Annotated in this window: 12 protein-coding genes; 9 read left to right on the plus strand and 3 right to left on the minus strand. The window is 48.2% G+C overall.

The genetic code is table 11. The features are described 5' to 3' along the window. Window positions 1-189: 189 nt before the first annotated feature. The gene (locus AAH187_RS00460; RefSeq protein ID WP_342346464.1) at window positions 190-1,194 is read right to left on the minus strand and encodes a polyprenyl synthetase family protein; all 1,005 of its coding nucleotides are present in this window, start codon (window positions 1,192-1,194) and stop codon (window positions 190-192) included. Window positions 1,195-1,500: 306 nt separating this feature from the next. On the opposite strand from AAH187_RS00460, the gene gltB reads away from it, so the two are divergent. The 3 genes from gltB (at window position 1,501) to AAH187_RS00475 (ending at window position 9,246) form a co-directional block, all read left to right on the plus strand. After that, on the plus strand, window positions 1,501-6,072 hold the full coding sequence (gene gltB, locus AAH187_RS00465) for a glutamate synthase large subunit (protein ID WP_342346465.1): 4,572 nt from the start codon (window positions 1,501-1,503) through the stop codon (window positions 6,070-6,072). Beyond that, window positions 6,065-7,495, plus strand: coding sequence for a glutamate synthase subunit beta (locus tag AAH187_RS00470; RefSeq protein ID WP_342346466.1), 1,431 nt, complete (start codon window positions 6,065-6,067; stop codon window positions 7,493-7,495). Before gltB ends, AAH187_RS00470 begins: the two co-directional genes overlap by 8 nt. 266 nt (window positions 7,496-7,761) lie before the next feature. Then, on the plus strand, window positions 7,762-9,246 hold the full coding sequence (locus AAH187_RS00475; protein WP_342346467.1) for a DUF692 family multinuclear iron-containing protein: 1,485 nt from the start codon (window positions 7,762-7,764) through the stop codon (window positions 9,244-9,246). A gap of 116 nt (window positions 9,247-9,362) precedes the next feature. On the opposite strand, the gene AAH187_RS00480 is transcribed toward AAH187_RS00475, so the two are convergent. Continuing rightward, complete coding sequence (locus AAH187_RS00480; protein WP_342346468.1) at window positions 9,363-10,133, minus strand: hypothetical protein; 771 nt, start codon at window positions 10,131-10,133, stop codon at window positions 9,363-9,365. 316 nt (window positions 10,134-10,449) lie between these two features. Here AAH187_RS00480 and AAH187_RS00485 point away from each other — a divergent pair, with 316 nt between their 5' ends. Together AAH187_RS00485 and AAH187_RS00490 are read left to right on the plus strand one after the other, a co-directional pair. Continuing rightward, window positions 10,450-11,088 (plus strand): MBL fold metallo-hydrolase, encoded by a 639-nt coding sequence (locus AAH187_RS00485; protein WP_342346469.1) that lies wholly within the window; start codon window positions 10,450-10,452, stop codon window positions 11,086-11,088. A gap of 382 nt (window positions 11,089-11,470) precedes the next feature. Then, the gene (locus tag AAH187_RS00490; RefSeq protein WP_342346470.1) at window positions 11,471-11,968 is read left to right on the plus strand and encodes a hypothetical protein; all 498 of its coding nucleotides are present in this window, start codon (window positions 11,471-11,473) and stop codon (window positions 11,966-11,968) included. Window positions 11,969-12,053: 85 nt separating this feature from the next. Here AAH187_RS00490 and AAH187_RS00495 read toward each other — a convergent pair whose 3' ends face one another. Then, window positions 12,054-12,386 (minus strand): hypothetical protein, encoded by a 333-nt coding sequence (locus AAH187_RS00495; RefSeq protein WP_342346471.1) that lies wholly within the window; start codon window positions 12,384-12,386, stop codon window positions 12,054-12,056. 237 nt (window positions 12,387-12,623) lie between these two features. On the opposite strand from AAH187_RS00495, the gene AAH187_RS00500 reads away from it, so the two are divergent. The 4 genes from AAH187_RS00500 to dat all read left to right on the plus strand — a co-directional run. Next, entirely contained in the window at window positions 12,624-13,121 is a 498-nt protein-coding gene (locus AAH187_RS00500) for a DUF192 domain-containing protein (protein WP_342346472.1), read from the plus strand. Between the two features lie 13 nt (window positions 13,122-13,134). Then, on the plus strand, window positions 13,135-13,527 hold the full coding sequence (locus AAH187_RS00505; protein ID WP_342346473.1) for a Rieske 2Fe-2S domain-containing protein: 393 nt from the start codon (window positions 13,135-13,137) through the stop codon (window positions 13,525-13,527). A gap of 48 nt (window positions 13,528-13,575) precedes the next feature. After that, window positions 13,576-13,890, plus strand: coding sequence for a protease inhibitor I42 family protein (locus tag AAH187_RS00510; RefSeq protein WP_342346474.1), 315 nt, complete (start codon window positions 13,576-13,578; stop codon window positions 13,888-13,890). A gap of 13 nt (window positions 13,891-13,903) precedes the next feature. Then, on the plus strand, window positions 13,904-14,739 hold an 836-nt coding region (gene dat / locus AAH187_RS00515), incomplete at its 3' end, for a D-amino-acid transaminase (RefSeq protein WP_342346475.1).

Genomic DNA, 14,739 nt, shown 5'->3' on the forward strand with positions numbered 1-14,739 from the left:
AATAGTGTGGACCCCAAGGGCGTGGGCTTCCACCGTTCAAGGGGTCACGCGGATTGAGGACGGGTTGGATTTCGGATAAAAACTGTCGGGAATGAACGGAAAAAATGCCTGGAGATTTTGGAGATGTCTGGGAAGAAGGCCATTCCTTGCGACCTACAATAGCCGTGGGTTTATTGTCGGAAGGGGAGGCTATTGGTCGCGGTTGACCATGTAGCAGGCCGTGATGGAGAGGGATCGCTTAGCTGAGCAGGCGGGAAACGACTCAAGGTCGAGGACTGCGGCCTCAACGTATTCTCGCGCTCGACTGGTGGAATAGGCAAGGGATCCCTGTTTTTGCATCATTTGAATGATTTTTGTGACGTCCTCATCCCCAATGGTATGCGCCAGAATCTTTTCGGTGATCCATTGGTTTTCTTGGGGGGAACAGGTTTGGAGAAGGTGGAGGAGGGGGATGGTGATCATGCCCTGACGGATATCCTGCCCAAGGGCTTTGCCAAGTTTTGCTCGGTCTGCGGCATAATCCAAGCGATCGTCAGCCAATTGAAAGGCCATTCCAAGGTGATAGCCAAACCGATAAAGAACGGCCTGTTCTTCTATCGAGGCACCTCCCACGATCGCCCCAACCTTACAGGAAGCGGCAACAAGGGCTGCAGTTTTATATTCAACAATTTTGAGGTAGGCGGCCTCCGACAGGTGTGGTTGACTATTGGCGCAGAGTTGAAGAACCTCCCCTTCAGCCATCTTTCGGCACGCATCCGCTAAGGCTTCATTGATGCCATGATTGTGGAAGGTGGCAATGAGGGCCATGGCCTGAGAATACAAATAATCACCCACAAGGATGCTGGCCTGGTTACCCCAGATTTTCCTCGCAGTTGGCTGTCCCCGTCGTAGATCGGCCTCGTCTAACACATCGTCATGCAGTAAGGTGGCCGTATGAATAAATTCAACGAGACTGCCCAGCAACAAAAAGTCTTTTTGGAGAAATCCACAGAGCCGCGCACAAAGAATCAGGAGCAGCGGGCGGATACGCTTTCCACCGCTGGCAAAGATATGCCCAGCGACCGTATTGATGAGAGGGGCGTGCGATTCAAGATGTTTGGTGATTTGGCTTTCAACCTCGATTAAGTCCGGCCGAAAGGCTTCCCACACATCCTCCATGGATTCCAGGTCTCTGAGGGCTGGTTCCTGATGCATGGCGGCGATACTAGGGGGTAGCCTGTGGATTGTCAAGCTGAACCACAGCCTGGAAATCAATCAACAATCTTCCCAAAAACCCATGCCTGTGAGGAAAAAAATCCGTAGGTGAAAACGGTTTGTCTTGACAGATTTTTTGACCATCCATTAATGTTGTCGTTTACAATTTTGATTCGTTCTTCCCTTTTCTTTCGGTCACTCTCGGGAACCACACAACGACACAATGGCCCATTGAGTCTCTACTAAGGGGTAGCGTGTCTCTTTATAATGATGACCGACAACATTTTTAGGTGAAACGTGAAACAGGTGCATAACCAACCAGTGTGGAATCTTCCGGGATTGCCTTCAGCTCAAGGCCTCTACCACCCTGGTAATGAGCATGATGGCTGTGGAATCGGATTTGTTGCCCATATAAAGGGGCAAAAATCCCACGACATCATAGAGAAGGCCCTGCAGGTCAACAATAATCTCACTCATCGGGGAGCACAAGGGTGTGACCCATGTACCGGTGATGGGGCAGGAATTCTCTCTCAAATACCCCATGATTTTTTTCATCGGGTTGCTGCCGAGACCGGTGTCGACCTTCCGGTAGCCGGGGCCTATGGTGTAGGCATGGTGTTTTTGCCGCAGGATCCCAAGACCAGGCAACAGTGCGAAGCCGTCTTCGAAGCGATTATACGTGAGGAGGGGCAAAGGTTTTTAGGGTGGCGTGATGTCCCAGCCAAAGAGGATCAAATTGGGGAACAGGCTCGAAAAACGATGCCTGCCATTCGACAGTTTTTTGTCGCACGTGAATTACTGAATCCGATGCAGTTTGAACGAAAACTGTATGTCATTCGTAAACGCATAACCCGGGCCGTTCGGGAATCAGCTCTCCCGGGGAAAGAATGGGTCTACATATCCAGTCTGTCCGGCAACACGATTGTTTATAAGGGAATGTTGTTGCCCGAACAAGTTTCTCTGTTTTATCCCGATCTTGCGGATCCCACATTTACGTCGGCGTTGGCCCTTGTGCATTCTCGCTTTAGTACGAACACGTTTCCAACCTGGGCCTTAGCCCATCCCTATCGCTATTCCGTCCATAACGGCGAAATTAATACGCTAAAGGGAAATGTCAATTGGATGCGGGCCCGACAGGGGCGGCTTGCCTCTGAACTGTTTGGAGATGATCTGAAAAAATTATTTCCGATTATCGATGATTCCACCCAGAGCGATTCGGCCTGTTTGGATAATGCCATTGAGTTTTTGGTGATGGCCGGTCGGTCCCTGCCTCATGCCATGATGATGCTGATTCCGGAACCCTGGGTGGGAAATCCTCAAATGGATTTTGACCGACGAGGGTTTTATGAATATCACGCGGCCGTGATGGAGCCGTGGGATGGACCGGCGGCTGTGTGCTTTACCGATGGGAAACTTGTCGGTGCGACCTTGGATCGGAATGGTCTGCGTCCCTGTCGATATCAAATCACCAAGGATGATGTCGTGGTGTTGGCTTCAGAAGCGGGAGTGCTTCCGGTAGATCCCAAGACCATTCGGATGAAGGGGCGTTTGCAACCGGGTCGGATGTTTGTCGTGGACACGGTCCAAGGGCGTATTCTTGACGACGAAGAAATTAAAGCCGATATCACCAAACGTAAGCCCTACCGACAATGGTTAACGCAATATCGGGTGTCTTTAGATGAACTGCCTGAGCCACTTAATGTGCCGCAACCCGATCACCCGACGCTGCGCCAACGCCAGCAAGCCTTTGGGTACACCGTAGAAGAATTGAAAATGGTGTTAATTCCCATGGCGGTAACCGGTGAAGAGCCTATTTCTTCAATGGGAACCGATACGCCTTTAGCCGTGTTGTCCGAACGGCCGCAACTTCTTTTCAAATACTTCAAACAATTGTTTGCTCAAGTCACGAATCCTCCTATCGATCCGATCCGGGAGCATCTGGTGATGTCCCTGGTTACCAACATCGGGCCAAAGCCGAATGTCATTGCAGAGATTCCAGAGGCCTGCCGAAGGATTAAATTGCAGCAACCGATCCTGAGCAATGTTGACCTGCAAAAGATTCGCATGATTGGGGATCCTCACTTTAAAAGTAAGACCTTGTCCTTGCTCTTTAAAGTGGCTGAGGGACCTGAGGGCATGGCGGCAGCTCTTGATCAACTATGCCAGAAAGCCTCGAGAGCTATTAAGGATGGCGAAAAGTTTCTGATTCTGAGTGATCGAGGCATTAATGCCGAGTGGGCGCCCATTCCCAGTTTATTGGGTGTCTCAGCCGTTCATCATCATCTGGTTCGAGAGGAAACCCGAACCGAGGTCGGGTTGATTCTGGAAACAGGTGAACCGCGTGATGTGCATCATTTTGCCTGCCTCATTGGATACGGAGTTGGGGCCATCAATCCGTATTTGGTGTTTGAGTCCCTCGTGGATATGGAACGGGAAGGGTATTTCCCTGAAAGTGTCGATGCGGCGACGGCCGAATCAAAGTTTATCAAGGCGGTCAACAAAGGACTGCTGAAAATTTTCTCAAAGATGGGGATTTCAACGGTCCAGTCCTATTGTGGAGCTCAAATTTTTGAGGCCATTGGCCTGAATAACAAGTTGATTGATCGGTTTTTTACCGGAACGGCTTCACGGATCGAAGGCATGGGTCTTCGTGAGGTGGGAGAAGAGACTATGCGCCGGCATGCGCTGGCCTATCGTCCGGTCCCCATGCGCCAATTAGATTTTGGTGGCGAAATCCATTACCGGATTCAGGGAGAGCATCATAATTGGAATCCTGAAACAATTTACAAACTTCAGCATGCGTCGCGTGCGAATGATGCCAAAGCCTATGCGGATTTTTCAGCCCTCGTGAATAAGGAGGACCAACGGCGCTCAAATCTTCGCGGCCTGTTTGAGTTTAACTGGGCAGCCGAACCAATCTCCCTTGAGGACGTGGAACCCGCCAGTGAAATTGTGAAGCGATTTACCACGGGTGCCATGTCGTTTGGAGCAATCAGTAAAGAAGCGCATGAAACCTTGGCCATCGCCATGAATCGCATTGGTGCCAAAAGCAATACCGGAGAGGGCGGCGAGGATCCGGAACGATTTAACCCTTTGCCAAACGGCGATTCCAGGAATTCGTATATCAAGCAGGTGGCGTCCGGTCGTTTTGGGGTGACGGCACATTATCTGGTGAATGCCAGAGAATTGCAGATCAAAATGGCGCAGGGGGCCAAGCCTGGTGAAGGAGGGCAGTTGCCGGGACACAAGGTGGATGAATTTATTGCCAAGCTTCGATATTCCACGCCAGGAGTTCAACTGATCTCTCCCCCTCCTCATCATGACATTTATTCCATTGAGGATCTCAAACAACTCATTTTTGACCTGAAAAATTCCAATCCCGAAGCCGCGATTTCCGTGAAACTCGTGGCCGAAGTCGGCGTCGGAACCGTGGCGGCAGGAGTGGCAAAGGCTCATGCCGATAAAGTACTTATCAGCGGCGATTCCGGTGGAACCGGAGCCTCTCCCTTATCGTCCATCAAGTACGCGGGAGTGCCCTGGGAATTGGGTCTGGCCGAAACGCACCAGACGCTCGTGCTTAATGACCTGCGTGGACGTATTCGAGTGGAAACCGACGGCCAACTAAAAACTGGCCGTGATGTGGTTATTGCGACGCTTTTGGGGGCGGAAGAATTTGGTTTTTCTACGGCGCCATTGATTGTTGAGGGGTGCATCATGATGAGGAAATGCCACCTCAATACCTGTCCTGTGGGAGTGGCCACACAAGATGGGGAATTGCGAAAACAATTTACGGGAAAACCAGAGCATGTTGTAAACTTCTTTATGTTTGTGGCGGAAGAGATTCGCTCCCTGATGGCAAAGCTCGGATTCAGGACCATGCGCGAGATGATCGGACGTGTGGATAAGCTCAAAGTGCAAAAAGCGGTTGATCATTGGAAAGCCAAAGGGCTGGATTTGTCTCCGTTATTGGTCAAGCCGGATGTCGGTCCTGAAGTGGCCACATCGTGTGTGCAAAAACAAGATCACGGTTTGAACGGGATTTTGGATAATCAATTGGTTGAATGGTGTCAACCTGCCATTGAGCGGGGAGAGCCGGTATCCTTGGATCTGCCTATACGAAATGTGAACCGGACCACCGGAACGGTTCTGTCAAGCCATATTGCACGAAGGTACGGGCCGGATGGGCTCCCTCCCGACACGATTCGGATTACGTTTTCCGGATCGGCTGGACAATCATTTGGTGCTTTTTTGTCGAAGGGCATTACGCTCATTCTGGAAGGCGAGTCGAATGACTATTTGGGGAAAGGTCTCTCTGGAGGGAAAATTATTGTGGTTCCGCCGAAGGGAGTGACGTATTCGCCGGAAGACACGATTCTGATCGGGAACACGTCCCTATATGGGGCGACTGGTGGTGAAGGGTATTTTTATGGCATCGCGGGAGAACGGTTTGCTGTTCGGAATAGTGGCGCACGGGCTGTCATCGATGGAACAGGGGATCATGGGTGTGAATATATGACCGGGGGTGTAGTGGTGGTTTTGGGAAAAACGGGACGTAATTTTGCGGCTGGGATGTCCGGAGGCGACGCCTATGTGTTGGATGAGGATGGGCAATTCCCCGCACGTTGCAATATGGGCATGGTGGAATTAGAGCCTGTCGTGTCATCTGAAGATCAACAGACTCTTCGTGGGATGATAGAGGCCCATTTTCGTTACACCCAAAGTGTCAATGCCAAGCGGGTCCTTGAATCGTGGGATATGATGTTGCCGAAATTTGTCAAAGTCATGCCGAGTGATTACAAGCGAGTGCTGCAGGAAAGGAAAACGGCCTTGGCCAAAGAACATGCTCAACGGGAACGTGAGGCGGTGAGCCGTGGCTGATCCTCGTGGTTTTTTGAAATATAAACGGGAAGGACCTCAACGACGGCCGGTTGAGCTACGGGTTCTCGATTGGAAGGAAATTTATGAACCCTTTTCCGACGACAAACTCAAAATGCAGGGAGCACGCTGTATGGATTGCGGGGTGCCGTTTTGTCAAAGCCCGGCTGGCTGTCCTGTGGTGAATTTGATCCCGGAATGGAATGATCTCGTGCATCGAGGACGATGGAAAGATGCCCTCAAAGCGCTTCATGCGACCAATAACTTTCCTGAGTTCACCGGACGTTTGTGTCCGGCTCCCTGCGAGTCAGCATGTGTGTTGGGCATTAATAGCGATCCGGTCTCTATCCGAGTCATTGAATGGAATATTATTGATAAAGGATTTGAAGAAGGGTGGGTTGAACCGGTGCTACCGGTTGTCTCATCCGGGAAGCGTGTTGCCATTATCGGGTCAGGTCCAGCAGGCTTGGCGGCGGCCCAACAATTAGCCCGGACTGGTCATGAAGTGACAGTTTTGGAAAAGGCTGATCGGATTGGAGGCTTGCTGCGCTATGGTATACCAGATTTTAAAATGGAGAAGTGGGTATTGGACCGTCGATTGGAGCAGATGCGGAAGGAAGGGGTGACCTTTCAGACGAGCGTGTGTGTTGGTGTGGACACCACTGTCCAGGCCCTCCGTCGTGACTATGATGCGGTATTGCTCGCGATGGGCGCTGAGCAACCGAGAGAATTGCCCGTTCCAGGAAGAGATCTTAAAGGCGTTCATCTCGCCATGGATTATCTTACTCAACAGAATAAGCAAGTGGCCGGGGATATCCTTCTGGGAGAGCACATATCGGCTAAAGGCAAACGGGTGGTAATTATTGGTGGTGGTGATACGGGATCGGATTGTCTTGGTACGGCTCATCGTCAAGGATGTGTTGAAGCTCATCAATTTGAGTTGTTACCCGAACCTCCCCCGAATCGGGCTCAATCGACACCCTGGCCTTTATGGCCCATGCAATTACGAACCTCGCATGCCCATGAAGAAGGGTGTGATCGAGAATGGAGTATCTCCACCACAAAGTTTTCAGGGGAAAATGGGCAGGTCACCGGATTGCATGCGACCCGTGTGAGTTTTGAGAATGGGAAAGTGGTTCCTGTGCCGGGATTCGAGATCAAGATGGATGTTGACCTGGTATTGTTGGCGATGGGGTTTGTCGGGCCGGTAAAAAACGGCCTACTGGATTCTCTTGATCTTCAAAATGATCCCCGTGGGAACGTGGCTGTTGATGAAGACTTCATGACGAATATGGACGGGGTGTTTGCCACGGGGGACACTAAGCGTGGCGCGTCACTGATTGTCTGGGCTATTGCAGAAGGAAGAAAGTCTGCGGCTGGCATTCACAGGTATCTTCAAGCCGGACGTTCCTTTCGGGTGTCCTGATTTCTTTCCCTTCCTGGATGTTTTCCACCTTCGGCGGTTTCCAAAAGCTTCTGTGAAATTTAAATATTGGGTGCGTGTCTGCCATAGACCATCAAAAAAGTGTTGAGCCATATCAACCGCAGTCCGTTCGTCACGTGGCTGTGACACGCCTCCTTCCTCTGCTCTGTTCTTCCTGGTCATTTTGGCCTTCCTGGAGGGACATTTTTTGAGTGTCCCACTCGGGAGTACTGTACCCTAGCTTCTGAAACCCTGAAACGGAGAAATATTTGCGCTATTCAGATTCATCACGCGGGAAGGCTATTCACGAAGAATTTCTTCGGCGGGCGGGCGGGATTCCATTTCTGGGACTTGGGTTATCGGTGGATGTGTATTCTCCTGATGTCTTTGACTTATACGAGGAACTTCGAATTCAGCAAATCCCTATGGCCTATCTTGAAATCTTTCATGCGGCTTCTGATGCTTTGGCGATGGTACGAGACCGCCTTCCTGACGTTCCGCTGGCCCATCATGGCGAGGGGTTATGGGTCACGCAACCTGATTGGGATACCGCATACCATTCTCGAGAGCGTTTACAGGCTACCGCCTTCAATCTTCGAATGTTACAGGCTCATTGGGTCAATCAAGAATGTGCGGCCAAAGAAATAGGCGGTTTTTCGTTCGGGACCTATTTGCCTCCGGTTTTTACCAGAGCCTCTGCTGAAATTACGGCTTATCAGGCGTGGAACGCGCAGTTGCAGCTTGATCAATATGATTGGGGGCAGCAGGTACACTCGCCATTACTACTTTTGGAGAGTCCACCCTTAACCTATTTTTCGATGGGTGAAATGCCTTATGTCGAATTTTTTGCGAATATTGCAGCCATGGCGCCTTGTGGGTTGGTATTGGATCTAGGCCATGTTTGGACCGTCTATCGCTATTCGGGCGCTTGGCGGAATCAGTGTCTGGAATCGTTTTTCGAAGCCTTTCTTGAGCAATTTCCCTTGGAAAGAGTCATTGAAATTCATATCGCAGGTCTGGATTGCCATCCACATATACGCACACAAATGGCGTCAGGATCACCTGGATCTCCTCCAAATTGGATTGATGCCCATGAGGCTCCCATCCCCGACGAATTACTGATGCTCCTGGCTCGTGTTGTAGCGGAGCCTCGTCTACTCAATCTCAAAGGAATTGCTTTAGAGGTTGATAATAAGGAGATATCGCTCATGTGCCGGGAAATGAAAACGGTGATGGAGATTTTGGGGCCTCTGATGAATTTGTCTTCTCATGGGCCTTTGCCGGCCACAAATTTTCAGAAGGCAGGAACCTTACCAGTAGAAAACGTCGAGCCTTCTCGGGAAACTCGGGATGTGTTAACCCGCCAATACAGGGAGTACATGTCACTGGTCAAAGAAGTCCTGAGTCGTCGGCTGGATGTACCTGGCCAATGGGATGCCGAAATGAATATGGGGCTTCATGTCTATGCGACACAGTATTTACCATATGAAATTCTCTCATGGGGTGGGGATGTGAGGGTGATGTTTCCCAAAACCTGTGATGTTTTGGAGCAATGCGGGATTTCCTTAAACCAATTCGTCGAATTTTGGTTTGCCCATCCTCGAAGATCTAAATCTGAGTATGATTTCTTTCTGCTCAAAATAGATTTATTTGTGGAATTTCTCGGTCAGGTGGTTCCTGTGGCGGGTTCCCTTGTTAGACAGGAAGCCGATCTTCTTACTCAAGGCTACCTTCTCGCGTCTCAGGGGCGATAGACGTAACTATTGCTGAGTTGGGAGAAATCGGTCCTAATTATCTGTGTGCTAATCAGGGAGATGAGGTCAGACAGATCGGTTAATTGGTGGGTTGAGAGCTTCTGATTGAGAGGGAATTAGAAGTTCCTGGCATGTGCCGCTGCTCCGGTAGAAAGAGCTTGATGAATTTCCTGAATGAGGCGCAATTCGATGTCGGTGATTTCCGATTGTGGTGCTGAGAACATCTGGCCTGTTTTGGAAAGTTTTTCGAATTCGGCACGGACCCAGATCATCGTATGGTCGGAAGGTCCTTTCTCAATAGAGAGGAGGTATTGGTTACGAAACCCTGATAGTTCCAGTGAGGGAGGAAGAGATGTTTTGCGATCGGTAATATAGACAGCCTTTTGATCGGTTTGCATACTGGAAAGTATTGAATAGCCATTTTTCGTGAGTGCGCCTTCTATGATTTCTGAAGCCGAGGAAAATGAAAACGGCAACTCCTGACTTTGACCACCAATTTGAAGAAGGGTAAGGGTCTTCCTCATCTGGTCTCTTTGACTTCTGAGCCATTTGTTTTCTCCTTCCAACTTTCGATGTTCTTGTTCCAATATTTTAATTCTGGCTCCCTCTTTTTTGGGACTATTCACCAGTTCGGTCATTTGAGCCTGTGCGTCTCGAAGTTGTTGTTGGTGTGTCGCTTCCGCATCTTGCAGTTGCTCTACATACGATAATTCGGTTTTTCTAGCTTCTTGGTTCAGCAAGTCGATTTGTTGCTGCATGACTTTGTTTCCCTCCTGGAGGGAATGAATGACCGACTCCAATTTGGTGGTCTGTTTTTTGAGCTGAATGTTTTCTTCTTCAAGCCCAGAGTTATTTTGGGGACAACCAGTCAGAATAAAGATGAGCATCCCTGCGCCAATGGATAGGGCTTTATTTCTGGAGTAAGGGAGAATAACTTGCCTCTGCTGGGATGTTGAGATTCGCTGGAATCCTGAAGTTTTCACCGGCTCAGCGCATCCGAAAATGAGAAGTCGTGTCGTGATTGGATCAAATGGGTACCTTTTATTAGGTATTTTATGCTTAAACTGTTCTTATTTCAAACTTCCATATTGAGGGGGTATGGAGAATGAGGAATAATCTGTTATTCCTATGAGAAATTGTGAAAATCTGAAGACATCTTTAGATTTGTAGGGTGTTCGTGTTTAATCATTTGAGGAATTTGGAATGGATCAGTTTATTCGAATTACTTTTCCCGTCCCTCCGCTTTCATGTAATTGTTCGATTATCGGGGACAAAGGCACTAAGCAGGCCATTGTGGTTGATCCAGGAGGAAATCCTGAACGCATACTCAGGGAAATTGATGCCTTGGGATTCACGGTTTCTGCCGTTTGGCATACCCATGCCCATTTTGACCATTTCCTAGCCTCCGGGCATATTAAGCAAGCGACAGGGGCTCCTCTGTGTTTGCATCCCCAAGATCAGGATCTGTGGGCCATGCTGGAAGTTCAATGCCAAATGTTCAATATTCCCTATGTGCCTGCCCCTCCGCCTGACCGTTTGATTGAAGATGAATCAGAGGTGCGGGTCGGTCCGTATACAGGTACTGTGCTCCATACTCCTGGCCACACTCCTGGCTCGGTATGTTTTTTCTTTGAAAGCCAAGGGTTGGTATTTTCAGGGGACACCTTGTTTCGAGGCGGAATTGGCAGGACCGACCTCTGGGGTGGAGATGGCCAGGTTATAGAACGATCTATTCGCGAACGGTTGTACGCCCTCAAAGAAAGCACTATCGTGATCCCCGGACACGGACCTGAATCGTCCATTGGATGGGAACGGGAACATAATATGTTTGTGCATGGATAATCATTGTCGTTTAAAGTAAGAACAATAATGGGACTTTTGGAAATTGGCTACAAGATATGTTGAGATATAAGAGAAAAATGATCTAATAAAAATAATTACCACATCTCAAAAACTCATTTTTCATTGAAAAAATGACTCATAATCCTACAAGGTATTGAAAAATGGTTGAGTATTTCTTAATTCTCCTCTTGGATTATAGAGGACGCGTACTTATTTTTAATCTCCAAAGAATTGCAATTATAAAAACTATCTTGCGTCGAAGAATGTCATATGCTATAACCAACCCTCTTGTTGAAAAAATCACTATATAAATCAGAAAATTGGCTTGCGTTTTTTAGGTAAAACTTTCATTATCAACAGCTTCTCAATGAGGAGGTAGGCGATGCACAGAGTGCTTCTATCCGTCCTTTTAAGTGTAGTGTTCGTTGTGGCCGGAAGTTCAGCAGCTTTTGCGTTACAGTCCGGTGGTGTGGAAATTGGCGACCTTGAAACAGGATCTGTTGTGGGCCAGCCATTCCAAAAGTTGGATGTGGATATTGAGTTGAATGCCATTGAAATTGGTGGCAAGAAAGTCTGGTATCCACCCGTGTCTATTCTGAGCCTTGTCTCCGGTGCAACAGGCGGGAGAGCCGGAAGACCGGTTTTGGTCAAGGTCACCAACACGATGAAAGAGGAGCACGGTTTTTCCCTTTCAGCCGCTTCCTCACAAACTGGTCCAACTACGATGGAAATTAACCTTGTGTTGGCTCCAGGGGAAACCAAGTATATTGGGATACCCATCAGTGATCTCACTTATGTGACTTCGAACAGTTTATTGAACTATAAGTGTCAACTACATTCAGCTCACCTGGGTGGGCAATTATTGGTCTTGACCAAGTAGCAATTGTTTCGACGTAGTTTTTATAAAAAAGCCCCATCCTTGTTACAAGGGATGGGGCTTTTTTAATACCTGATTCGTTAATGAACTACACTTCCTCGTCACTCTGACAGTCCACATTAGCGTTCAACGGAATTTTCTGAGCCGCAAACAGTTCTCCTTCTACAACCAATAGTAAAAAACGACTTTCAGTCGGTGCCTCCTCCGGTAAATTTCTGACACTGGTGTTGAGATCGACAATTATTTCTTCAGGGGATTCAGTTGTGGTGTTATTAATCACCCAGAAGTAATGGCTACCTTTTGGATAGAGGTTAGAGACAAACCGGTCGATGGCGGTGGAAATCGAAGGGTGGGCCGAGATGCTGGTAAAGGAAAGAAGAATAAACGAAATTCCGAGCATGAGAGTCAGGAGGTAGCGCATACGTGGCCTCCGTGGTATGAGGTAAAGGTTTACTTTGGTGGAATGTGGCGTGAGGGCTCTTTATCCATATTTCATTGTGGCTGAAATCTTAACAATCTACATGATATCTTATTGATATCTTATCCTTCGTCTGTTGTTTGAGCAAATCGCGAAATGGTAGGAATGAGCTTGCCTGGAAAAATTTCCATGACCAGAGGCAAGAAAAGTTTATAGGAAAGTAAGGAAAAATGTAAAACGATGTTGTCTTTTCTTCAAGGTAAAGGGGCCCCAAATAAAAAACGAATTTTCTTTCTTCTGGTAATGGCTTTGTTCCTGATTTCCGGCGCACTTTTGTTTAATGCCCCGGAACAGACACAGATCATCAATATAAATTTTCCCAGCGGTGGTGTGTTGAAAGCGGAGGTTGCGGATACACCGGAAAAACTTTTATTCGGATTAGCATTTAGAAATGCTCTTCCTCCCAATGAGGGAATGATTTATATTTTTGAAGATTCGGGTCTCCATCGGGTCTGGACAAAAGAGTTCCAATTTCCTGTTGATGTGATTTGGGTCGATGAGAGTAAAATTGTCGTGCATATAGTCGAAAAGGCTCTTCCATGCAGTGAAAGGCAATGTCCCTGGTATGGTCCCCCGCCTCAAGATGCACGTTATATTGTTGAAGCCAATGCTGGGTTTGTGGACCAAGCCAAAATTAAGATAGGTGCTCAAGTCACCTTTACCTTGCTTGTCTCGTAAAGATGAACCGGTGATGAATGATTCCAGTTCCGAGCGTGATATGGACTGCAGGATACATGAACCGCTGAGTCCCAAAGAGGGGTTTGTTTTTGTCGGGAAGCTGGAGGATATCTCCAAAGGAAAGGGGCGTGTATTCAAGGTCGACGGGAAAAGTGTGGCTGTTTTTCGCGTTGATGATCGGTGCTTTGCTATTAATGATATCTGTCCGCACCAGGGAGCCTCTTTGGGAAAAGGCCGATTGAAAGGTTTTGTTGTTTCTTGCCCGTGGCATCATCAACAATTTGACATTCGATCGGGATTTGGGCCAGATGGCGGAGGCTATTGTGTGGTCAATTACGATGTGATGGTTGATAAGGGAAATGTTTTTGTTTGTTTGAAAAAACGTGATTGGCTCACAGGAGAATAATGGACTTTACAGACGAAACATGAGTTAAGGTTTCGTCAAGGTGAGAGCATGAATATAGATCAGGTGCAGACAAGAGCTATTCAGGTTTTCCAATCTGCCGCCTTTATGGTGCATTTATGGGAGGATCGGACCCGTGGGGAACAATGGGTGCCAAGTTATGACCCTAAAGTGCTGGGATTAGTGGGAGACGAATTTCTTCGAACCGTCAGTAACAATGCCGTAGATTCAGGCCAGCGATCCTTTGAATTTCAAGCGTTGCAACCAGGAACCCATCAATTGAAGTTTAGTAAAAGAATGGCGTGGAAGTTTACGGCAGAAGATCGACGGGTTTTTTCAGTCATTGTTTCCCCACCACCTTCTTGAGTTAAATTAGAGCATGCCTGATGTTGGGTATCTCAATGGGCACTTTTCTCCATTAGAAGAGGTGAAGATCTCTCCGGATGATCGTGGATTTTTATTTGGGGATGGCGTCTATGAAGTGATTCGTGCCTATCATGGGATTCCTGCCTTTTGGGGTGAGCATTTCAAGAGGCTAGTTAGGAGTGCCAAAGAAATTCAGCTCCACTTTTTTTTCGAACAAGCCGAATTTCAGCGCCTCCTTCTTGATGGTCTTCAGCAGAGTGGGTATCAGGAAGGAAAAATCTATATCCAAGTGACCAGAGGGGTCGCTCCGCGGGAGCATACTTTCCCTCCAAATGGAGAACCAACGGTCTTTTTGGCATTTCGGAAAATGGTTGCCTTGCCAACGGAAGTCTGCCAACGGGGAGTAAAGGTCATTACCCTACCTGATACTCGATGGCACCGCTGTGATATAAAAAGCCTGAATTTGCTTCCGAATGTGTTGGCTAAGCAAAAGGCTCGGGAAGCCAATGCCTTTGAGGGAATTTTTGTGAGAGACGGACTGGTGACCGAAGGGGCTACCAGTAATGTGTTTACTGTGAAAAACGGCACGATTATCACTCCTGAACGCAATCATTTAGTCCTCGCTGGTGTGACCCAACAACAGGTGGTGACCTTAGCTCATTCAAAAGGTTTAAACGTCCAATTTCGACCCATTCCTATTTCAGAGTTCCTGCAATCCGACGAAGTCTTTCTTGTGGGCACCACAATTGAAATTCTGCCAGTCATCCAAATTGATGGGGAAACTATACGGGATGGAAAGCCTGGCCCCATTACCACAATTCTAAAGCAGCAATTTACTGCCCATGTTTC

It is taken from the genome of uncultured Nitrospira sp. (genome assembly GCA_902500695.1).
GTDB lineage: Bacteria > Nitrospirota > Nitrospiria > Nitrospirales > UBA8639 > Nitrospira_E.